Annotated in this window: 17 protein-coding genes, 2 pseudogenes and 1 riboswitch; of the genes and pseudogenes, 3 read left to right on the forward strand and 16 right to left on the reverse strand. The window is 42.0% G+C overall.

The window, feature by feature from the left end:
- Positions 1-24: 24 nt before the first annotated feature.
- Positions 25-105, reverse strand: a riboswitch (glycine riboswitch).
- A gap of 298 nt (positions 106-403) precedes the next feature.
- Positions 404-2,329, forward strand: coding sequence for a fructose-1,6-bisphosphatase (fbp, locus tag NYE50_RS21225; RefSeq protein WP_224988545.1), 1,926 nt, complete (start codon positions 404-406; stop codon positions 2,327-2,329).
- 39 nt (positions 2,330-2,368) lie between these two features.
- Here the strand turns inward: fbp and NYE50_RS21230 are convergent, their stop codons facing one another.
- From NYE50_RS21230 to NYE50_RS21255, 6 genes are all read right to left on the reverse strand, one after another.
- Positions 2,369-2,827: a (2Fe-2S)-binding protein gene (locus tag NYE50_RS21230; protein WP_224988543.1), complete on the reverse strand. Its 459-nt coding sequence runs from the start codon at positions 2,825-2,827 to the stop codon at positions 2,369-2,371.
- Positions 2,820-3,662 carry an FAD binding domain-containing protein gene (locus tag NYE50_RS21235; RefSeq protein ID WP_224988541.1) on the reverse strand — a complete coding sequence of 281 codons (843 nt, stop codon included), beginning with the start codon at positions 3,660-3,662 and terminating at the stop codon, positions 2,820-2,822. Before NYE50_RS21235 ends, NYE50_RS21230 begins: the two co-directional genes overlap by 8 nt.
- The gene (locus NYE50_RS21240; protein WP_224988539.1) at positions 3,649-5,979 is read right to left on the reverse strand and encodes a xanthine dehydrogenase family protein molybdopterin-binding subunit; all 2,331 of its coding nucleotides are present in this window, start codon (positions 5,977-5,979) and stop codon (positions 3,649-3,651) included. Before NYE50_RS21240 ends, NYE50_RS21235 begins: the two co-directional genes overlap by 14 nt.
- A 5-nt stretch (positions 5,980-5,984) precedes the next feature.
- Positions 5,985-6,605, reverse strand: a complete 621-nt coding sequence (locus tag NYE50_RS21245) for an NTP transferase domain-containing protein (protein ID WP_159353639.1) — start codon at positions 6,603-6,605, stop codon at positions 5,985-5,987.
- Positions 6,602-7,618 carry an XdhC family protein gene (locus tag NYE50_RS21250; protein ID WP_159353640.1) on the reverse strand — a complete coding sequence of 339 codons (1,017 nt, stop codon included), beginning with the start codon at positions 7,616-7,618 and terminating at the stop codon, positions 6,602-6,604. Before NYE50_RS21250 ends, NYE50_RS21245 begins: the two co-directional genes overlap by 4 nt.
- 68 nt (positions 7,619-7,686) lie before the next feature.
- A complete protein-coding gene (locus NYE50_RS21255) occupies positions 7,687-8,703 on the reverse strand; it encodes an FUSC family protein (protein ID WP_159353641.1) in 1,017 nt (338 codons plus the stop codon).
- Between the two features lie 268 nt (positions 8,704-8,971).
- On the opposite strand from NYE50_RS21255, the pseudogene NYE50_RS21260 reads away from it, so the two are divergent.
- A pseudogene (locus NYE50_RS21260) lies at positions 8,972-9,140 on the forward strand (fructose-bisphosphatase class III); the annotation flags it as partial.
- Between the two features lie 184 nt (positions 9,141-9,324).
- Here NYE50_RS21260 and NYE50_RS21265 read toward each other — a convergent pair.
- The 7 genes from NYE50_RS21265 to NYE50_RS21295 form a co-directional block, all read right to left on the reverse strand.
- Entirely contained in the window at positions 9,325-10,197 is an 873-nt protein-coding gene (locus tag NYE50_RS21265) for a macro domain-containing protein (RefSeq protein ID WP_159353642.1), read from the reverse strand.
- Positions 10,198-10,315: 118 nt separating this feature from the next.
- Complete coding sequence (locus NYE50_RS21270; RefSeq protein ID WP_159353643.1) at positions 10,316-14,230, reverse strand: reverse transcriptase; 3,915 nt, start codon at positions 14,228-14,230, stop codon at positions 10,316-10,318.
- Positions 14,231-14,606: 376 nt separating this feature from the next.
- Complete coding sequence (gene rlmH, locus NYE50_RS21275; protein ID WP_007407874.1) at positions 14,607-15,086, reverse strand: 23S rRNA (pseudouridine(1915)-N(3))-methyltransferase RlmH; 480 nt, start codon at positions 15,084-15,086, stop codon at positions 14,607-14,609.
- Between the two features lie 80 nt (positions 15,087-15,166).
- Positions 15,167-15,337, reverse strand: coding sequence for a CxxH/CxxC protein (locus NYE50_RS21280; protein WP_159353644.1), 171 nt, complete (start codon positions 15,335-15,337; stop codon positions 15,167-15,169).
- 153 nt (positions 15,338-15,490) lie between these two features.
- On the reverse strand, positions 15,491-15,661 hold the full coding sequence (locus tag NYE50_RS21285) for a hypothetical protein (protein WP_004393146.1): 171 nt from the start codon (positions 15,659-15,661) through the stop codon (positions 15,491-15,493).
- Positions 15,662-15,979: 318 nt separating this feature from the next.
- The gene (locus NYE50_RS21290; RefSeq protein ID WP_224988537.1) at positions 15,980-17,143 is read right to left on the reverse strand and encodes a hypothetical protein; all 1,164 of its coding nucleotides are present in this window, start codon (positions 17,141-17,143) and stop codon (positions 15,980-15,982) included.
- 10 nt (positions 17,144-17,153) lie between these two features.
- Positions 17,154-17,903, reverse strand: a complete 750-nt coding sequence (locus tag NYE50_RS21295) for a YiiX/YebB-like N1pC/P60 family cysteine hydrolase (RefSeq protein WP_159353645.1) — start codon at positions 17,901-17,903, stop codon at positions 17,154-17,156.
- A gap of 182 nt (positions 17,904-18,085) precedes the next feature.
- On the opposite strand from NYE50_RS21295, the gene NYE50_RS21300 reads away from it, so the two are divergent.
- Positions 18,086-19,066 carry an aldo/keto reductase gene (locus tag NYE50_RS21300; protein WP_159353646.1) on the forward strand — a complete coding sequence of 327 codons (981 nt, stop codon included), beginning with the start codon at positions 18,086-18,088 and terminating at the stop codon, positions 19,064-19,066.
- Between the two features lie 29 nt (positions 19,067-19,095).
- Here NYE50_RS21300 and NYE50_RS21305 read toward each other — a convergent pair.
- From NYE50_RS21305 to NYE50_RS21315, 3 genes and pseudogenes are all read right to left on the reverse strand, one after another.
- A pseudogene (locus tag NYE50_RS21305) lies at positions 19,096-19,569 on the reverse strand (GNAT family N-acetyltransferase).
- Positions 19,570-19,616: 47 nt separating this feature from the next.
- The gene (locus tag NYE50_RS21310) at positions 19,617-19,751 is read right to left on the reverse strand and encodes a hypothetical protein (protein ID WP_004393139.1); all 135 of its coding nucleotides are present in this window, start codon (positions 19,749-19,751) and stop codon (positions 19,617-19,619) included.
- A complete protein-coding gene (locus NYE50_RS21315; RefSeq protein ID WP_072176788.1) occupies positions 19,738-20,853 on the reverse strand; it encodes a response regulator aspartate phosphatase in 1,116 nt (371 codons plus the stop codon). Before NYE50_RS21315 ends, NYE50_RS21310 begins: the two co-directional genes overlap by 14 nt.
- Between the last annotated feature and the right edge of the window lie 15 nt (positions 20,854-20,868).

The raw sequence follows: 20,868 nt of genomic DNA on the forward strand, positions 1-20,868 counted from the left end.
TCAACAGCATGACAAATACATATTCGGTACTCTTCTGTCCTTTTGCCTGAGATTGTGAACCCTTCGGCGCCGCGGAAAACCCGCGGTCTCTCCAGAAGCCGCTCCTGCTGTAGTTCGACCCACAGCAATCATAGCCTGCTACGTATTGAGTTTCTGATAGGAATACCTATCAGCTAACTTTTTATTTTAATGGAAGTTGAATTCATTGTCAATAGGGGGATGAGCTCACGGCGTTATCCCGGTCCAATTTCCGATGCCTGAAGCGCCGTATTTTCCGTTTTCATTGTCTCAAAAAGGCGTTATGCGGTACTATCATATAAGGTCTAATCATTTAAACATTATGTCATACTTTAAATTCACTTTATCATACAATTGCTCGTAAATAAAAAGGGGATGGACGAGATTGGAAACGAAATATTTAGATCTGCTCGCACAAAAATACGATTGTGAAGAAAAAGTGGTCACGGAAATCATTAATCTGAAAGCGATACTGAACCTGCCGAAAGGAACCGAGCATTTCGTCAGTGATCTGCATGGGGAGTATCAGGCATTCCAGCACGTGCTGCGGAACGGTTCAGGAAGGGTAAAAGAGAAGATCCGCGATATTTTCAGCGGTGTCATTTACGATAGAGAAATTGATGAACTGGCGGCTTTGGTCTATTATCCTGAGGACAAACTGAAGCTGATCAAACATGACTTTGATACGAAAGAGGCATTAAACGAGTGGTATAAAGAAACGATTCATCGGATGATTAAGCTCGTTTCTTATTGTTCTTCCAAGTACACCCGCTCCAAGTTGCGCAAAGCGCTGCCCGCCCAATTTGCTTATATTTCTGAAGAGCTGCTGTACAAAACAGAACAAGCCGCCAACAAAGAACAATACTACTCCGAAATCATAGAACAGATCATTGCGCTCGGCCAGGCCGATAAGCTGATCACCGGCCTTGCCTACAGCACGCAGCGTTTGGTGGTCGACCATCTGCATGTTGTCGGCGATATTTATGACCGCGGACCGCAGCCGGATAAGATCATGGAAGAACTGATCAACTATCATTCAGTGGATATTCAATGGGGGAATCATGATGTTCTCTGGATAGGCGCTTATTCCGGCTCAAAAGTATGCCTGGCAAACATTATCCGCATCTGTGCCCGCTATGACAATCTGGATATTATTGAAGACGTTTACGGCATCAATCTGAGACCGCTATTGAACCTTGCCGAAAAATATTACGATGATAACCCGTCTTTCCGCCCGAAAGCGGACGAAAACAGACCGGAAGATGAGATTAAACAAATCACAAAAATTCATCAGGCGATCGCGATGATCCAATTCAAGCTTGAGAGCCCGATTATTAAGAGACGGCCGAACTTTAATATGGAGGAACGGCTGTTACTGGAAAAGATCGATTATGACCGCAATGAAATCACGCTGAACGGAAAAACATATCAACTGGAAAACACCTGCTTTGCGACGGTGAATCCCAAACAGCCTGATGAGCTGTTAGAAGAAGAAGCAGAAGTCATGGACAAGCTGCTGTTCTCTGTTCAGAACTCCGAAAAGCTGGGCCGCCATATGAATTTTATGATGAAAAAAGGCAGCCTTTATTTAAAATATAACGGCAACCTGCTGATTCACGGCTGTATTCCCGTCGATGAAAACGGCAGCATGGAAACGATGATGATAGAGGATAAAGCTTATGCGGGCCGTGAGCTGCTCGATGTATTTGAACGGTTCTTACGGGAAGCGTTTGCCCATCCGGAAGAAACCGATGATCTGGCGACAGATATGACTTGGTACTTATGGACAGGCGAATACTCTTCCCTCTTCGGAAAACGCGCCATGACAACCTTTGAGCGGTATTTCATTAAAGAGAAGGAAACGCATAAAGAAAAGAAAAACCCGTATTACTATTTGCGTGAAGACGAAACAGCCTGCCGAAACATCCTGAAGGAATTCGGCCTCAACCCGGATCACGGCCATATCATCAACGGCCATACACCGGTAAAAGAAATTGAAGGCGAAGATCCGATCAAGGCAAACGGAAAAATGATCGTCATCGACGGCGGCTTCTCCAAAGCCTACCAATCCACAACAGGCATCGCCGGCTACACGCTCTTATACAACTCCTACGGCATGCAGCTCGTCGCCCATAAACACTTTAACTCCAAGGCCGAAGTGCTGAGCACTGGAACCGACGTCTTAACAGTGAAACGATTAGTCGACAAAGAGCTGGAGCGGAAGAAAGTGAAAGAAACAAACGTCGGTGAAGAACTGATGAAAGAAGTGGCGATTTTGGAGAAACTGCGGGAGTATCGGTATATGAAGTGAAGAATATGGAGTTCAGGGATGATTCTCTGGGCTCTTTTTTTACGGTTTCCCTGTATGTAAAACCGATTTAACCGCTTCTTCAATCTCCCTATAACCCGTACATCTGCAAATATTGGACTCCAGCCAATTTTTTATCGTGTCATCACTTGCATTCGGCTCAGTATTCACTAAAGCATGACAATTCATGAGAAAACCCGGTGTGCAATAACCGCATTGAAACGCGAATTTTTCAATAAAAGCCTTTTGAATCGGCGTATTGATCAGTCCTTCAATTGTCGTAATATCCTTTCTTTCCCCTTCTGCCGCAAGCATTAAGCAAGATTTCATCGGCACCCCGTCCGTTAATACCGTACAGGCGCCGCAATCCCCATTTAAGCAGCCCGGCTTTGCACCAGTTAATCCGAGACGAAGACGAAGAGCAAATAACAAAGTATCAGCCGGTCTGACCGTAATCTGTCTTTCCTCGCCATTTACTTTCAACGTAATAGGATCAGACATTTGGACCTCCTTCTAATTCCCGTAAGGCATCTAAAATTGTATGTTGCAAGACAAATATTCGGTATTCACTTGAGCCTTCTGCATCATCAAGAACAGGTTTGGGTACATATTGTAAAGACCTGCGTACTCTTTCTTCGGCTGATCGGCTTTTATCGTTAAGCACAGCCTCCATTTCAGCAGAACGAAACGGAAATGGACATACGCCGCTGAAGGCCATTCTGATCTCATCATCTTTTTTCAGCGCACAGACTGTCACCAATGGATACCCGACATTCCACTGCTGTCTTCTTTGGATACTGACAAATGGCAGGTCAACGTACGCTCGATCGACAACGACATGAAATAAAAAATCTCCTTTTTGCAATTGTATTTCCTTGTTAAATACTTTATTTATGGGACGGTAATGAATCCCCGCTCTCCCTGCAATCCCTATCAAACTATCAGAAATCAGCAACGGCAGCACGGCCTCACGGTAATAGATGCCCCCGCAAATGTTTCCGCCCAGGCTGATCTTATTTCGAGTCGTCCGATCGGCTATTTCACTGACTGTTTTACTTAATAGCGGAAATGGATTTTCTTCCTCCAGTTTCGTTAATGACACGCCCGCTCCGATCACCAGATCATTTTCATAAAAGCGGATGGTTTGAAATTCCGGAAGCGCGTTCATATCTATCGCCGCATCCGTATAGATGATATTCAGCCTTCCTAACGTGATAATTTCCGTGCCGCCGGAATAATACATTGGTGTTTTCTTTTCGGCCGCAAGCGAGTGAAATAGATTGATTGTTTCTTGAATGGTCTTCGGTTTAAAATAATCAAAATCAAACGGTATCATCTTTCCACCCCTCTTGCGTCCTCCATAATCGTTCGGGAATGAGAGGAAGTTGATTCAATTGGACACCTAAAGCGGCGGAAAGGCAATTTCCCAATGCTGCCGGCATCCCCAACAGTCCGTGTTCCCCGCCTCCGCGCGCTCCATAAGGGGCAATCACATGCGGGGTTTCAACAAATTCAATGATATATTCAGGCTGCTCTCCATAGTGAAGGGGGCGGTATGTTCTAAGCTGAGGATTTAATACTCTGCCATATGAATCAAATACAAAGGTTTCTCTTCCTCCAAATGCGATTCCCATACTCATCCCCCCCATCACTTGACCCCTAGCAGCTTTTTCATTCAGTACAGTTCCTATATCCACAACAGAATAGGCTTTTGTAATTCGATACGTATAATCCCGTTTATCCAACTCAACTTCAATTCCCTGAGCACCGACAGCCCACTCGGGTCCCGGCTTCCCCCTTCCCGTTTCCCGGTCTAAATTCGTCATCCGGGTTAATGTGTAATTGCCGCTCGCAATGATTTGGCCGCCAATGGTATTTCCATTTGGAAACGTATATCCGTAAGCAATGTCTTTTATTTCAACATGTACAGAAGGATGATCTATAAAATAAACCTTTCCGTCGGCCACTTCCAATTCCTCGACAGGAACCCGCAACACACATGATGCCACGTCTTTCAGCTTTCGAATGGCTTCCTCCGCTGCATTCAGTACGGCTCTTCCGGCCATTAACGTCCCTCTGCTCCCCACGGTTTTCCAATGCTCGGGTGTTGTTTGTGTATCTATAAGCATTTTTACGTGAATTTTGCTTATATCCATTTTCATTCGTTCCGCTAAGATTTGGGCTAGCACTGTTTTTGTCCCTGTTCCAATTTCCACTACCCCTGACATCAAATTAATGCTTCCATCGGGATTAAAGGTTAGAATCACCCCGGACGTTGCATTTGTATCAAATGTTGAGGTTTTCCAAATGCAGCTGATTCCCTTCGCCCGTATCTTCCGGCCGTCGATTTCAATTCGCTGTCCCTCGTCCCAATTCATTAATTCCTTCAATCTCTCAATGCATTTCGGCACATTTCCGACCGTGCTTGAATTGAGAAGAACTTGAGTCGGTGTAGTGTCACCGGGGCGAATGGCATTTTTATAGCGGAGTTCTAATGGATCCATGTTCAGCTTTTCCGCCAATACATCCATCGTCCGCTCAAAGGCAAATAACACTTCAGCATGGCTGTAGCCCCTGAATGCACTTGGATATGGATGATTCGTATACATACAATATGAATCACACCGTATATGATCGATAGCGTACGGACCCGTACAATCAACCACCGCAGCCCGGCTGATGTCCACTCCTTTATCAGAATACGCTCCGCCATCAAATAAAAGCTGAATGTCTGCCGCCTTTAAGATTCCATCCTTTGCAGCCCCTAATTTGACAATGGCATCCAATCCTATATGAACGGGAGATGTGATCATATCCTCTTCTCTCGTATTAAATAATTTGACGGGCCGGCCTCCGACTGCTTTTGATGCCAAATAGGCAATCACCTCTAACTGAACGGCTGCTTTTCCCCCGTACGCTCCTCCTACTAAAGGCGTTTTGACGATAACCTTTCCGGGTTCGATTCCAAAATACCACTGCATTAATTTTTTAATGGCAAAAGGAGCTTGAGAGGATGTGGTAATGATAATCTCCTCATCCGCGCGAATTTCAGCGATCGAGCACCTTGTTTCCATCGCAGCGTGATCAGAAGGGTTAAAGGAAATCTGGAATTCTGCTGTCACATCACTTTCCCTAAACCCGTCTTCAATATTTCCTTTTCTAACCTTATCCAGGTTTGCGATATTTGTCTTCGGAACCGGGAATACACCTTTTGTCTTCTCATAGCGGTCCGCATTTTCATGGACGAGTGGCGCATCCTTTTGAAAGGCCTCACGGGGGGAATTGACGACGGGAAGAGGTTTATAAGATACTTTGATGGCATCCGCTGCCTTTTTAGCTGTAATTGGATTTTCCGCAACAACAACAGCAACCGGCTCACCATGGTATCTGACCCTTTTATAAGCAATCGGCGATCTGTCTTTAATTTCCTCACCTGCAAGCGGAAAAGGTTCATCACCCAATATCGCTCTCACGCCGGGAATCTTCCAAGCTTCTGAAAAGTCCATAGACACAATATCGGCATGAGCATATGGACTGACCAGCATTTTTGCGTGTAATGTGCCTGTTTCTTGAAAATCATCCGTATATTTCGCTTTACCCGTCACTTTTTCAAGGGCCTCTTTTCGAATGACACTCTTCCCGATATACTCCAACTCATTCACTCCCCGAATTTATTCAGCAGCAGCGTATAATCTTCAACTGTATCGACGTCATAAAAAAGCAAAGGGTCTTGAAAGCTGATCATTTTTCCCATATTGATCATACTTTCACGGATGACGTGCCGGGCGCCCTGATCTCCCTTTAACTGATGCAATACCGGAAAACATTGATTTGAGAATAAAATGGGGGGCATAGGAAGATGATGATTTTCAGCGGCGATAAATGAATAGCGGCGCTCCTTTTGATAGGAATCAATTAACGTATTGATGATATCTGCGGTGACAAACGGCTGATCTGCAAGGAGAATGATAACAGCGTCAGCCTCGTACTCTGCCGCTTTTTGTAAACCGCATTGTATAGAATGGCCTTGGCCCTTATCCGCTTGCTCACATTCTGCCTGACTCCACTTATTTGATAAAGGATTTAAAAAGAAAACATCCGAAAGCCAATGCAGTGGATCTCCCTTTCCCGTAATAACGAAAATATGATCTAATTCAGATAACAAGGCATTTTTAAGAGCCATACTTCCAAGGGAAACTCCATTGAGAACTAAACTTCGCTTATCCGTCCCCATGCGTCTGCTTATACCGGCTGCCAGGTAAATGGCTGCTGTTTTCATAAAGCAGACCTTTGCTTTCGCATTTTTTTAATCATCTCGCCGACAATACTTACAGCAATTTCCTCAGGCCCTTGTGCCCCGATGGGAAGCCCAATAGGGGAATGAATATCCTCCGGAATCTCCGCTCCGCCTAATAGCCGCTCGGTGCGCCTTCTGGGGCCTAATACACCTTTATAAAACACATTCTCGTTTTTTAATGTATGTAAAATGATCTGATCTTTTTGAAAGCTGTGCGTCATAATGACAACAAAATCTCTTTGGGTCATGCACAGGCCTTCCATGACTTCTTCCGGTGCTCCTGTTATCAAATGGCCGGCTTCAGGAAAATGGCCGTGATGACATAAAGCGGGACGCCAGTCAATCACCGTCACATGAAAGCCAGTGCCAGCTGCCAAAGAAACTAACGGCTTCGCATCTTCCCCTGCTCCGAAGACATATAAACAAGGTTTTGGCACCATCTGATGGATAAAAAATAAATCAGAGGTATGTTCATCCCTCTTGATTCCCTTTTCCGTCTGTCTCAGTTTTTGAATGCAGCCTTGTTCCATAACATCCCCGGTTCCAAACACGCTGCCGTCTTCCACTATGTACAGATCTTCCTTCGGCTCTAACGTTTTAGTGAATCGTTTCATTCGGGTCACAGACTTTTTTTCATCTAAGCATGTCTTGACTGTCATCAGATGTCTTTCCAATTCTCCTTTTACAGGCTCAAGTAAAACCGTCAAAACACCATTACAGCCAACGCCCTGTCCCCAGGATAAATCGTCTTCCGCGCTCATATCAAAGCGGACAATCACCGGCTCTCCTGCAGCCCAGACCTGTTCTGACCGTTCAACGAGATCTTCTTCCAGACAACCGGCGGATAACATTCCGACTCTTGTTTTGTCCCCTAAAATCAGCATGGAGGCGCCTTCTTTCTTATAAGCGGACCCCTCAGTTTTAATGATGGTAGCCAGTACCTTAGCTTTTTTAGAAGTGGCGATGACATCCAAAATCCGGTGTATATCATCCATTTCATGTCCCCCGTTTTACCTGATCATATCTGCATCTGTATATCCGTATTCTTTAATTCCGGAAAACATTACAAACGCTTCAGCAATTTCTTCGTTTCTAAAAAAAAAGAGTCTTTATAGACCTTATGACCGGGCGGGGGGTGCGACAGCATGTCGGAACGGAGAGATTCCAATAACATGTCCTGTTCCTTCTGTTTCCAATTGTCTGTTTCACCCTGCTGTATTCCTTTAAAACCCGCAAAGTATTCACTTAACACTTGTAAATCATTCCCCAGCTCCCTTTTGTCACTTGAAGATAACTCCCCCTCTTTTTCCCATTCTTTTAACGTTTTCACTATATTCGATAAATACTCAAATCCGGCGTTCAACTTTTGCATCTCTATTTGATAGCTTGAAATGATGTTTTTATGTTTTTTTCTGACGGGGTTGAATTTTAAGCTGTCAGAGGCTGTTTGCAGCATCTCTTTTGCCGTATGCAGCTCTTGCAGAAGATTGTTCATTCTATACGCCATAAGGTTCCCTTTTCCTTGCCCCCACTCTGATTGCACCCATTTGGAAAGGTCTGAAAGTGTGCCGGAAAGCTGACGAGCCAATGTTTGAAAAGAGTCCGCTGCCCTTTTTGTATAGTCCGGCGGGAAAAGGAACATATGAACCAGAATCGCAATAACGACGCCGATCACCGTATCGATGATCCGATCCATTGCATAATCTTTAGAGTGTCGTTCAAACGTAAATACCAATAAAATGGTGAGGGCTACCTGATGCAGAACCGTTTCATCTATTCGTAACCACTTTGCAACGTACGTCCCGCCTAATAGTAACAGCCCCAGCATCCAGCCATTCATTTGTAAGTAACTGACAAGATAAGAGGTTAACATGATTCCGATGACCGTTCCCTCAATCCGATGAAAAGAAAATCGAACCGACTGATCTATGGTCGATTGCAAACATAAGATAACGGATAGAGGAGCCAAATACGGATGTTTAGAACCCGCCAGCTTTGCCGCTTCCCAAGAAACCGCAGAGGCAATCGCCATCTTCCAAACCAAAGATGTTTTGTTTTGAATTTTTTCACTTTTCATCATACGCCCCCTCCTTTCAGAAACCTTTTCCACTAGGTTTCCGTGACGCAAAGGGATTTATACTGTTGTAGGGAAAATGCGAAAAGAAGCTGTTGTTCAGAGGGGAATTCTTGAATGACGGCTTCTTTTTGGGGTTGGGGAACATTAGGAAACGATGCATTATTAACGACTCTTTGCAATACAGGGGCTTCAAAAACATGAGGCGGCAGGTTGGACTAGAGGAGAACTATATTTAATTCTTTTTTTGTTCAAAACTTAATTACATAAAAAAGTTTTATTCCAATGGGGGAATCATGATGTTCTCTGGCTAGGCGCTATTCCGGCTTCAAAGTATGCCTGGAAAATATTATCCGCATCTGTGCCCGCTATGACAGCCTGGATATTATGAAAACGTCTACGGTATCAATTCGAGGTTGCTACTGAACCTTGCTGGAAAATATTAAGATGCTAACCCGACTTTCGTCTAAAAGGATAAAAACAGACCAGAGTATGGATTAATAGAAAGGGGAGTCATGATTTTCATGGCCTTCCCCGTATAAACAAAACCTTAATTTAACTATCTGCTCTATATATTTAGGTTTATAAAAGCGGTAGTAATTCTAAATTCAGACACACGATCATACTCTAAAAACTAAATTTATCAGAACAAGCTAAATAGTTCTCAATATCATCCATATTACACTTATTTTCCAAATATACTTTTGGCAAGATTGTAAGCGTTAAGCGACTAGTAAACTTTCTCTGCTGTATAGCACTTAGAAATGTACTAACAATTTGTGCAATTAACTTATATCTATTAAATGTAAGACGTTGCCGACCACTTCCAATAATAGGCATAACCAATGGCTTAGTAGTTCCTTGCTCTCCAATATATTTCCACAATGAGCTTAATGCTGCCCTTAAATCGTTAATATTAGGCTCTCCTCTGCCAAACTCATTCAATTCCGCAGAAGCAAGGATATAGGCTGTTCGCCCATTAAAACCAGGTACTTTTATTTCAGCTACCGTCCCTATTGGGTACTTATATACACTTTTACCATTAAAAATAAATTCCTCTTTGGAGATATTTTCAAGTGCATTTGCTATAGCCTCATCAAATTGTGCGGAATTTGGAAAAAAACGATTACGAAATTGAACAATCACAGCATTTTCATCAATATGATTGTGTTGAAATGAAGTGTTTGATGGAATAATAAGTGATTCCTCTTTAAAATTAAAAATATTATTAACGTCAATTTGTAGTGTTATATCCTTATCCACTAGAGAAACGGTTCTGAGTAATCTCGGTCTACTAATCCATATAGAGATTATCAACCCCGTCATCAAAATTAACCACACATTAGGCTTCAATGAATGTTCACCATTTATAAAAAAGTAATCAAAAAAATCAATTAATGTCCAAATGACACCAAATACAGCGAGCCAATTCATAAGGAATTTTTTTATACTTAATGAATGTCTCCAAGCATGAACAGAAAAAAACGCTTTTAGTTTCAAAGTAAATAGTCTCCTTTAATTTTATTTGTTAATTTCAAAATATAAATAAGAAGGATCAGGACCTTTTACTATCCTCCCTGATTCTTAATTACATGTAACTGAGGTGGTTAAAAGCTTTTTAATTTCTTCCTACATATCCTGCCGGAGGAGTCTTAATATCAGGAAATGACTCTGGTTTAGATTTTCGTTTAAATACGGACGGGTCTATTTCAAAAATGCTAATAGCAATTTGTTGATTTCCATGAACATGAGCAATAATGCGCTGATTGTTTGAAAATGGTGCCTGGACAGTTGAACCTCCAAATTGACCTGTATTTGCTAGTATAACTGGTTGATACATATGATAATGTAAATAACTAACCATATTGTCAAATGTTTGAATATCCTTATTCATAGCAGAAATGATGAACACATCCGAAACATCACGTAAATCAGCAGCAATCGATAAATCAGTAGCATCATAACAAATTGCACCAGCAAGTCGAATTGTCTCTTCTCCATTCCATTCTAGCTCAATTACTGCTTGGTAAGGCCGGTAAGATTCAATTTCCATTTGTGATTCAGGTTTAGTCATATGTTTTTTTCCTTGATATACATATGTAAATTCTCTTCCAGAGTCGGTTTCTGATCTAAGAAGCCATAAAGCTTGATTTATAGGTTTTTGTTCAGAGGTTGAATGTAAAAAGGTCAAACCAGCAAAAATATGTGCATTTGTTTCATCCGAAAGACCTCGTAATAATTCGATATCATCAGGGTGTACGGATAATTCAGGAAATACAATTACATCTACTCCAGCAAAGGTATCCCCATTATCATTTTCAGTTAAGGGTTTTTTTGCCGATATGGTTGATTTAACCTGTTTGTTCACTAAATGACATATTGATGCCAAATGATCTCTATGTTTCTCTCTATATAATTTACTCCAACTTGTTGGATCCTTTACATTAAAATCCTCTAATTGTGGGAGAAGTGGCTGTACCACAGCAAATCGAAGCTTTAGATTTTTATCTTTTAGATGTCTTGAGACAGGTAAAGTATAAACCGGCGTACGAGATAACTTACCATATATTTTTCTTTGGTGATCTAGTCTTTTTCCAATAATGAGTTGTAAATCACCTATATTACTTACATCCTTCCATTCTCTAATAAGTATTTCCCTATAATTTATACCTGGCCATTGTAATAATTTATATAAAAATTCAATGAGCCATGGAGTAATAGGTGATGGCTCTTCCACTAGGCCTTTTCCATTATTAATTAAAGCAAATTTGCGAGTGTAAGAAGTAGATTTTATCCCTCTATATATTCCAATATCTTCCCTATGAAGAAATGTATTGGATGTAAAGTCATATTCCCCTGTCAAACAAGCCCTTAAAATGGCGCCTAAAGTATACATCCACTTAAAATTTTCTCTGATCCAACTTGGTGGTTGAAATAGATTAAATGTATTTTCCTCTCTTTGCTCATTCCATTTTATTGATAAATTAGTACAGGAGGGATTTTGCACCCCATTCCAGTTTTTACAGCTAATTCTTATATCTGCAACACCCCATCCTTCATTTAATTTCTGTAGCGTATGGGGATCTTCTAATATGGCTTTAGTAAGATTTAGTAGTGCATTTTCCTGTTTGAAAGGATTATTTTTACTACCGATAACCTCCATTAATGAAACAAACCCTTTTAAATTACTATTAAAATTTAACCCTTTTTTTTCTGTTAAGTGAATTCTTATACTACTAGGAATAAAATTCCTCCAATTTGATTTTTTTGTCTTACTCGATAGAAGAACTTTTGAAAGTAAATCAGGTCGATTAGTTAGCAGCATTTGAAGTACTTGTTTTTTGTAGTTATCATCATTTAAATTATTTATCCAATCAATAAACCATGTAGCGTATTTCTCCCTATTAGGGTTTAATTGCTGAGCAATCAAGGAAGTAGAAAGTCTATCTAATATTTTACTATTACCTTTTATTCGGTAAAGGCTTGAATCATGTAATAACTCGTATAGATTTAGTCCGTCTTGATCCTCATCAATAGAGAAACCATAATCCCCATTGGTAATTAAAAATAAAATAGCTTGTTGTTTTACATACCAAGGAAAGTGTTTTTCTGTACTTACCAGTTTTTTTGCGAATACAGCTAATTCTTCTCGAAATCCATTCAAATTCACTGATTCAGGATAAACATAACCAGGTTTATATCCTATACTTGTAGATGCAGCTCTTAATAGATCCGAAATAACATATTCAGCAGTTTTAATTTCATCCGGTGAAACAGATTTATCAAATAGTTTTAATTCCAATGCCTCAAGTACAGGATATAATAATGTGACATCAGGATATAACTCAAAGCCACACTTTAAGAGCAATGATAAAGAAGGATTCTCTGCCCAAGATGAAATAAGTTTTCGTGCTACAGTTTCAAATTCATGTTCTAGCATTTGACTTGCTGTCATAACTTTTGTACCTGTCTCATTAATTGCAACTTGTTCATTATGTACAGTCATACTTTTCTTAAATCGTAATGTTTTTACAAGTCGTGTAGCACTAAAACGTTTTAATGTTTCGTCACGAATATCCATGTGCGGAAGGTAGATTCTGGAAAGCTCCAATTCATTTCCCTTCTTTATTCCTTCTCCCTCTAAGGCATCCGACATTCTGAGTAGTCCAAACAACTCGCCAATAATTTGTTGAAGTGAATCTGCATCAGGCGTACCACTTATTCCGTGCTGGATAGTATTCATTACTGCAGAAATATTGCTTTTATTAGATAATTGACGAAACGATACAATACTTGTTTTCTTCTCATTAATATCTATAATTTTTTCTTTATCTATATCTTTTTCTTTATTACGTTTTAGGTTTATCATTAAATGCTGTTTTAATAGGCACTTTATTAATCGAGAAACTTTCTTCTCGATTATTTCTGGTTTAATATTACCAGAAACTTCTACAACCAAACGAATATCATCAACATATCGACAGTAGTCCAATATCTCAATTTTCTCCAGTTTTTTTCGGCCTTTTTTTATTTCCTCCTTCTGGTTCTTTTTTAGATTCTCTTTCAAATACTCTCCAACCATTCGATCAAACCTTATTAAATACGCATTTGCAAAAAAACCACTCGCAACAAGCCCTTGAGGTAAACCCAGTGATGATTTCGCATTTTCAATTATATTATTATTTTTAGTGTAATCTGATTTTGTCCATTCCCATTTAAAAATCTCTTTAACTTTTTTCCAAAATAATTCTTCATCCTTATATTCTTGTGAAAAGTTATAATAATCAACATATTCTCTATATAGATACTTTAATTCCTCTACTAATAAATTAAGATCTATATGATTATAAAATTTACTTAAATCCAGAGAAACTACGTATAACTCCTTATTAGGAGGTAAGGTAGATTCATAATAATTGCAGACATTTTGTGGCCTTTTTAGAAAACGCTTATAATCATCAAAATATTGGCGATAACTTTTTGAACTTCCCCAACTAAACCTAGCCTGCCTTTTTTTATTAAAGTGGGAAATCCATTCACAATGTAGACGATTACCATAGCTGTAGATTTGCTCTTGTTGTGCTTTAATAAAATCAGATTCTTCTGTCGGTCCCTGAACAGATTCAACAGCATCTGCTATACAAAGCATTATTGCTGTATTAACGGTTTGATCACGAATTGAAATATGTGCTAATGGTCGTAATGGCTGTTCTGTCTTATTGTTTTCCCCTTTAGCAGGTAACCATGATTTTTTATCATCGTCTGGAAAAACCCATTTTTTATTCTTAGGGGCCAATATAACCCTCAATGGATCTGGTTTATAAGTGGAACCTTCTGATAAATCTAACGCATATTGCTCGAGTTTTTTTTCCAAATCAACAACTGTGCAATCAAGTTCTAATATATCAGCATACCAATTATGTCTTCTTATATATGAATTTGATTTCTTCCAAGCTTGACTTAAAATTACCTCATCTTTTAAATATTGCAGTTTTGGAGCTAGTATTTGATATTTTTCATTTATAATACTCATTTTTCCACCCTTCATCACTTTTCTTAAATACAAAAGTAATCAAAATACTTATTTCGAAATTACAATTTCTTTAAAGATCGAGTAACAAAAGTTCATACTACAAAATACGGAGTTTAAACCTTTGAGTTATCCCTCCTTTAAAGAACAGAAAAAAATAATTGTTTGATCAAGAGAACTTTTCAAAAAATAATTGATTTCGAAAATTTAAGATAAATTCTTAAGATAAAATCATTGTTATACAAAACGATAAACAAACTTATAGCCTAGAAAATAGAGCTAGATTTTTAATTTTTCACAATGTGACTAGGTAGATTCGTTCACTTCGATTATCATTTCAGAGAATTCCCCACACAAAATGAACGGTTCATAAACCTCACTACTTATGATAAGGCTCCCCACGGTTAATCCGAAAAGCCCGATAAATCTGCTCTACTAAAATCAACCTCATCAGCTGATGAGGAAACGTCATTTTCGAGAAAGACAACTTTTCATCCGCTCGCTTCATCACTGCGTCACTCAATCCGAGTGAGCCGCCGATGACGAAGGTGATTTTGCTTTTTCCATAAGTCGCCAGCTTATCTATTGTATCGGCCAGTTCTTCGGATGTTTTCATTTTTCCTTCGATGGCGAGGGCGATGACGTGGGTGTCCGGGCTGATTTTGGCCAGGATGCGTTCGCCTTCTTTGTCTTTGACGATTTTCATGTCTTGGTCGCTCAGGTTTTCCGGAGCTTTTTCGTCTGGGAGTTCGATGATGTCGATTTTTGCGTAGGCTGAGAGTCGTTTTTTGTATTCTTCAATGCCTTGCTTGAGGTATTTTTCTTTTAGTTTTCCGATGGTCACAATATTGATATTCACAGGTCATCCCCACTTTAGAAACAAGTTATTCATATATATTGTCCACAATTGTGGATATCTTTTCTGTATTTTGTGTAGGATCATTCGTTCCCTACTAGATATGTTGCAGTGTTCCCACATAATTCACAGGCTGTGGATAAACTGTTAGTATTTTCGATTTTTCTGATTTCGGGCGGAAGCTCATGATCATCTATGTACATGTCCAGCACGGTTTCGATATGTTCTTCACAAGAATAATAAGCGGTTTTCATTGTTACATCCTCCGGTTTTCTTTTGCGCGCGGCAATTGTTCTCTTCTCAATATAACCTATTTATACACATGTTAGTAGTGCTTCGGGCTGAGTTTTATCCACAATTCGGCAAATCACGCGCAAAAAGAGCCGGCGTTTGCAGCATCCGGCTCTTTACGTGTTTTCTCTTTTTTCTAAGCGAAGGACGAACAGAATTCCTAATAGACACGCCAGCAGCGTACAGCATACATCAATCCAGTCCGGCTTTCCGCCGTTTAAAAAAGAGTTGGTTATCACGGAAACCAGGAGAATGGTTACAGTCACCGCGGCAAGCTTTTTCTTCATCGGCTCCCTCCTTCATCTGACTGTCTTCTGCTTTTACGGTGCAAATTCCTCTATTTCTATGTTCGGTCGGTTTTCTTCTTGCTATATCGCCTTATCATGAGGGTCACCACGATATATACAATCATAATCAATGTTCCGTTGCTCACATCAGGGTATCCAATCAACATATTCATTATGACAAAAACAATGGTTATACAAATGACGGACAACAATAAGAAGAGACTGAATGATTTCAAATGAACACCTTCTTTCTTGCAGTAACGTTTCATTATAAAAAGCTTACCAAAAGCGGCAAGCTCTTCCCAAATTCATACTTCTTCAAAACCCGCCCATCACCTGCACATCGTACAGTTTGAGATGGCTTTTCGGCGTAATGATGTCTTTCAGGCTGGGGATGGTCCGGTCGTTCAGTTTTTTGCCCGTTTTCAGGTCGAAGGATTCGATTTTGGCCGGCTTTTTGTAGCTGTATGTGAACAGATACAGCTTTCCGTTTTGATGGGTCAGCTCCTTGAAGTCGGCTTTCATTCGTGATACGGGGAGGGTGAAGGCCTTTTTGCTTTTACCGGTCTTAGGGTTGATGCGGTAGACGGTTCCGAAGCCGTCAACGAAATAGAAGCTGCGCTGCTCCATGAAAAAGCTTTTTTTGAAGCTGAACGGCATGGAGTCATAGATCGTCTGTTCGTCATTTCTATAGGTGGCGATGTCATATGTTTTGATCGCGCCGCTCTTTCTCATAACTTTCACCATTTGGTAGATGTGGTCTGCTTTTTCCCCTCTGGTGACAAAGCAGACGGCGCCATCGTCCGCGGCGAGCTGGGATTCGACTGACGTGCCTTCTTTATACGTCCATGTCGCAATTGATTTTGTATGGAGCTTTTCTTTATCGGCTTGAATATCTTGGACGTGATAGCCTTTTTCGTCATCTGTCGGGGTGAGTGCGAAAAGATGATCTTTAAAAAAACCTGAAGCGCGGATATAGTGCGGGATGACGTCTTGCTTCCACTTGCCGTCAATCTGGCGGTACAGCTCTGAGCGATAGCTGCCGCCGCTCTTGTCGTAGCCCGAATTATACAGCGTGTAAAAGCCTTTCGCCCGTTCGATATATCCCGCGCTGTCTCCCGTATGCTGGTACGCTCTTTTATACGTGTGAAGGCCGCCCTGAACGGTGTAGATTCCTTTTTTGTCCTCCATCAGCACGCTGCCGTCATGCACTTTGGCCGATCCGAGCTCAAGCCCCTTCATTTGATAAGAAGAGAGCCGCCCCTTTTTATCGGCGAAGAGGGCATAGCTTTTTCCGCCGCCGAACGTGTCTTGGTCAGCCGCAGTGGAGAAATACAGCAGCGCTTCTTTATCTTTCAGAAAATCAGGGTCATTTAATGTTTCCCTATCAACCTCCGCAGGCTCTTCCGTGCGGAAATAGAAGAAGCATAAGACCGCTGCGGCAAGGATGAGCACTATGGGTATCCAGATGATTTTTTTCACGTTGTTCCCCTTAGTGAATGGTCAGAATCGTGGTCGTGTAAGACGAGCTTGTGATGTCGCGCGGATATACACCTAAGCCGCCGTTAGAGTCGATATCAATCCCGGCTTTTAAAAGGAATGCCGACCACAGCAGTTTTGAGCAGTTTTTGGCACCTTCATGGCCCGTATTTCTGTTATTGACGAAGTTGAAGGAGTATTCATCACCCACTCTTGATACAGCCCAGTCAGCGGCGGCTTGTTTTTGGGCATCAGTGACTTTCACGGTCTGGACGATTGAATTGTCTTCGACTTCTCTTCCGTTATAAGCAATCTGGCGGACGCCGTCTCCCGGCACGGATTCGACAATTTTATCAGCGGATGAATACATGCCGACATGCCCGTGGTTGTAATAAGCCGTGTATGAGTTCGTGTAATAAATATTGCCTTTTGTGCTTTTCGGAAGTTTTTTTGTGCCGGATGATCCGCCCATTGCAGAGAGCCCGCCTTTGGAAGCGATTACATTTCCTTGCACCTTGTCTGCCGTGATTTCTTGATGAAACTGCTTGAGAATCGCTTCTGTTGAAACGTGCTTCTGCTCGGCAAGCTCTTTGGCGGATCGGAGAACGTCTTGCGGGGTTGTGCCCTGCTGAAGCTCTGCGATTTCTTTTGCGTAGCGGGCTGCTTCTGGTTCTTTCGCTTTGACATTCGTACCGGAGAACGACAGAACCATGGTGAACGACAGGGCAAACGGGAGAACGGCTTTGAACAGCTTTTTACACATATTACTTCGCCTCTTTTCTCAAAGTATAATTTTTCCACATTTGCATTATATGACGGAATTGCGATAAAAAAATAGCCAATTTACAGATTTTTAAAAATTTTATAACAATATGTAAATATTATGCTTAAAATATTTTCAAATATAAGGAAATCCGGTTATCATACAAGAAAGGGGGAGGACATATGAAGGACAGAACGATCGGTTCGATGCGGGTTTCCGCAATGGGGTTAGGGTGCATGGGCATGTCGGAATACTATGGCAGCCAGAGTGAGGAAGAGTCGATATCCACACTGCATCATGCCGTTCATCTCGGCGTGAATTTGTTTGATACGGCTGATCAATATGGATTGGGTGCGAATGAAGAACTTGTCGGCAGAGCGCTCGCCCCATTCAGAAAGGAGCTGTGCCTCGCGACGAAATTCGGTTATGTCCGAAGCGAAAAGGGTGAGTTTATCGAAATCAACGGACGGCCCGATTATGTGAAAAAAGCGTGTGATGCCAGTCTGAAACGTCTCGGGACGGATTATATCGACCTTTATTATCTGCACCGGGTTGATCCGCGGGTGCCGATTGAAGAAACTGTCGGCGCCATGAAGGAGCTGATAGACGAAGGAAAGGTGAGATTTATCGGATTGTCAGAGGCTTCCGCAGAAACGATCAGGCGCGCCGTCCGCATTCATCCGATTGCCGCGCTTCAATCGGAATATTCTTTATGGAGCAGGGAAGCGGAGGAGCATGTGCTGCCCGCCTGCCGTGAGCTCGGCATCTCTTTTGTGCCTTACAGTCCGCTCGGCAGAGGTTTTCTTTCCGGAAAGATGACGTCGACCGATCAGCTGGATGCCGATGATTACAGAAGAAGAACGCCGAGATTCCAGGGAGACAATTTGGCGGTGAATATAGGGCTCGTCCAAAAACTTACCGCCATTGCCCGGGAAATGAATATCAACGCGCCTCAGCTTGCGCTCGCATGGGTTCTCGCAAACGGCGATGACCTCATTCCGATTCCGGGTACAAAAAAGAAACACTACTTGGAAGAGAACCTCGCCGCTCTCGACATTGTGCTTCCCGAGGATGTGAAGGCGCGTTTGGATGAGATGTTTCCGATCGGCACCGCGGCCGGCGAGCGTTATCCGGAACACATGATGACATTGTTAGATGAATAACAAAAGAGGCCCAGCGTGCGGGCCCCTTTTCACGACAGCTTTTTGCTCATGATGACATCCGTCTCCAGAAATCCCGTCTTCTCATACAGCTTCCGCGCCGTTTCGTTATGAGCGAACACATGGAGAGAAATCTTGCGGACACCCAGGTCTTTGGCTTTGTCCTCCAGCCTTGCGAGTGCCTCTTTTGCATAGCCTTTGCCGCGGAAAGGCGGATGAAGGCCGAAATCATAAATAAATGCGTCCTGCTGCGGGTGGTCCGGATCGGCGTGAAGCCACAGCCAGCCGGCATTTTCCTTTCCGTCCAATGTCAGCGTCCATAAATAGTGATCGGCCGTCTCCAAGCCGTCAGGAAGCAGGTCTTCAAACGCCAGCTCCGCTTATTCCGGCGCTTCGTCAGGCAGCCATGTTCCCGCTTTTACCTTTTCTTCAGCGTAATGCTTGGTTGAATGGGCGAGATAGGACTGAAATTCTTGTCCTGTCATCGGCTGCAGCGTGATAGCCATTGAATCACTCCTTACAAAACACGGACTGAAAGCGGTATCATGCAGTATTATCCGAAGGCTCCGTTTTCCGCCGGTTTTATGATTTGGTCGGCTTGTGCCGTTGAACCAGTTTGCGCAAATAATCCAATCGAAATGAGACTTGCCAAGGCTGCTGAGAGTACAATGAATTTACATGTTTTCATTACGAATCCCCTCCGTCAATCTCAAAATTTGGTCATTGGCATCAATTGATTCCTGAAAATACTTCGCCGCCAGTTTGTAATTCTCCTGTTTTTTAAAATGCGCAGCGGCTTGATACGACAAATCGGAAACGTCACTCCACAGCTCTTTCCTTCTTAACTCGGCGAAAGCTGATTCAAGCGATTCTTCACTCTGGTCAATAAAGACATGCTGTAAGATGCTCAGCTTTTGGGTGTATACGGGCTCGTTTTTTTCTTCAGCGGCATTCAGCGCTTTATGCAGCCAAAACCGGCCCTCATCCGTCTGTTCCTGTTTCAATAACACTCTGGCCAGCATGTACAGACTCCGCACCGAATATGCTGATTGCAAATGCTCCTTTTGATCGAGAGCCGTTTCAAACTCGACCCGCGCCTCCTCAAGCTTTTCCTGTCTTTCATAGCAAATGCCTGCGTTAAAGTGGGCGAGCGCCTCAATATGCGGATCGCCCGCTTTGGCGGCTTGATGAACCGCCGTCTGCAGGAGCTCTTCGGCTTTCTGGTAGTGAAACAAGTCCATTCTGTTACAGCCGATCACCATGAAACACTGTGCTTCTCTGACCGCGTACATTTCATTGGCTTTGTAGATCTCCAACGCTTTTTCCGCGTGGTTCATCGCAAAGTAGTTTTGGCGGATTTCATAGTAGGCAATCGCCACTTGATAATTAAACTCGGCTCTTTCAATCTCATTCGGTATGTGCCGAAGCCTGCTTTCAGCAATCCGGTAAAAATTTATTGCGTTCATAAACCGTTTACGGTAAAACTCGTGCATTCCGGAAAAGAAATAATAATAGTATTGAATCATCTGGTCTGTTTTTTCTTTATCGGCGTTCAGCTGGATCGTTTTTAAAATGCCGTCTGTTTTCTCATACTCTTCCATCAAAAGCTTATAGCGGGAATCAATTAAATTAAAATAAAGTAGCACCGTTTGATTTTGTGTCATATTTTGCAGATCCGTAAGCAGTTGTTCTCTTAACGCCTCAGCCGATTCGGTGTTGTGCTTTTTGATTTCCTCATACCAGTCACTGATTTTTTTCGCAACTGTTTCGTGGGCCATCACTTCAGCCATCTGTCAGGACACCTC

The sequence above is a fragment of the Bacillus sp. EU55 genome (assembly GCF_038005925.1).
In the GTDB taxonomy this organism is placed as follows: domain Bacteria; phylum Bacillota; class Bacilli; order Bacillales; family Bacillaceae; genus Bacillus; species Bacillus velezensis.

Coding starts and splice junctions, on each gene's coding strand:
- NYE50_RS21230 (WP_224988543.1), bottom strand. CDS start 2,827: ATGTCTGATCCTATTACGTTGAAAGTAAATGGCGAGGAAAGACAGATT.
- NYE50_RS21235 (WP_224988541.1), bottom strand. CDS start 3,662: ATGATACCGTTTGATTTTGATTATTTTAAACCGAAGACCATTCAAGAA.
- NYE50_RS21245 (WP_159353639.1), bottom strand. CDS start 6,605: ATGAAAACAGCAGCCATTTACCTGGCAGCCGGTATAAGCAGACGCATG.
- NYE50_RS21250 (WP_159353640.1), bottom strand. CDS start 7,618: ATGGATGATATACACCGGATTTTGGATGTCATCGCCACTTCTAAAAAA.
- NYE50_RS21255 (WP_159353641.1), bottom strand. CDS start 8,703: ATGATGAAAAGTGAAAAAATTCAAAACAAAACATCTTTGGTTTGGAAG.
- NYE50_RS21270 (WP_159353643.1), bottom strand. CDS start 14,230: ATGAGTATTATAAATGAAAAATATCAAATACTAGCTCCAAAACTGCAA.
- NYE50_RS21280 (WP_159353644.1), bottom strand. CDS start 15,337: ATGAAAACCGCTTATTATTCTTGTGAAGAACATATCGAAACCGTGCTG.
- NYE50_RS21285 (WP_004393146.1), bottom strand. CDS start 15,661: ATGAAGAAAAAGCTTGCCGCGGTGACTGTAACCATTCTCCTGGTTTCC.
- NYE50_RS21295 (WP_159353645.1), bottom strand. CDS start 17,903: ATGTGTAAAAAGCTGTTCAAAGCCGTTCTCCCGTTTGCCCTGTCGTTC.
- NYE50_RS21300 (WP_159353646.1), top strand. CDS start 18,086: ATGAAGGACAGAACGATCGGTTCGATGCGGGTTTCCGCAATGGGGTTA.
- NYE50_RS21310 (WP_004393139.1), bottom strand. CDS start 19,751: ATGAAAACATGTAAATTCATTGTACTCTCAGCAGCCTTGGCAAGTCTC.
- NYE50_RS21315 (WP_072176788.1), bottom strand. CDS start 20,853: ATGGCTGAAGTGATGGCCCACGAAACAGTTGCGAAAAAAATCAGTGAC.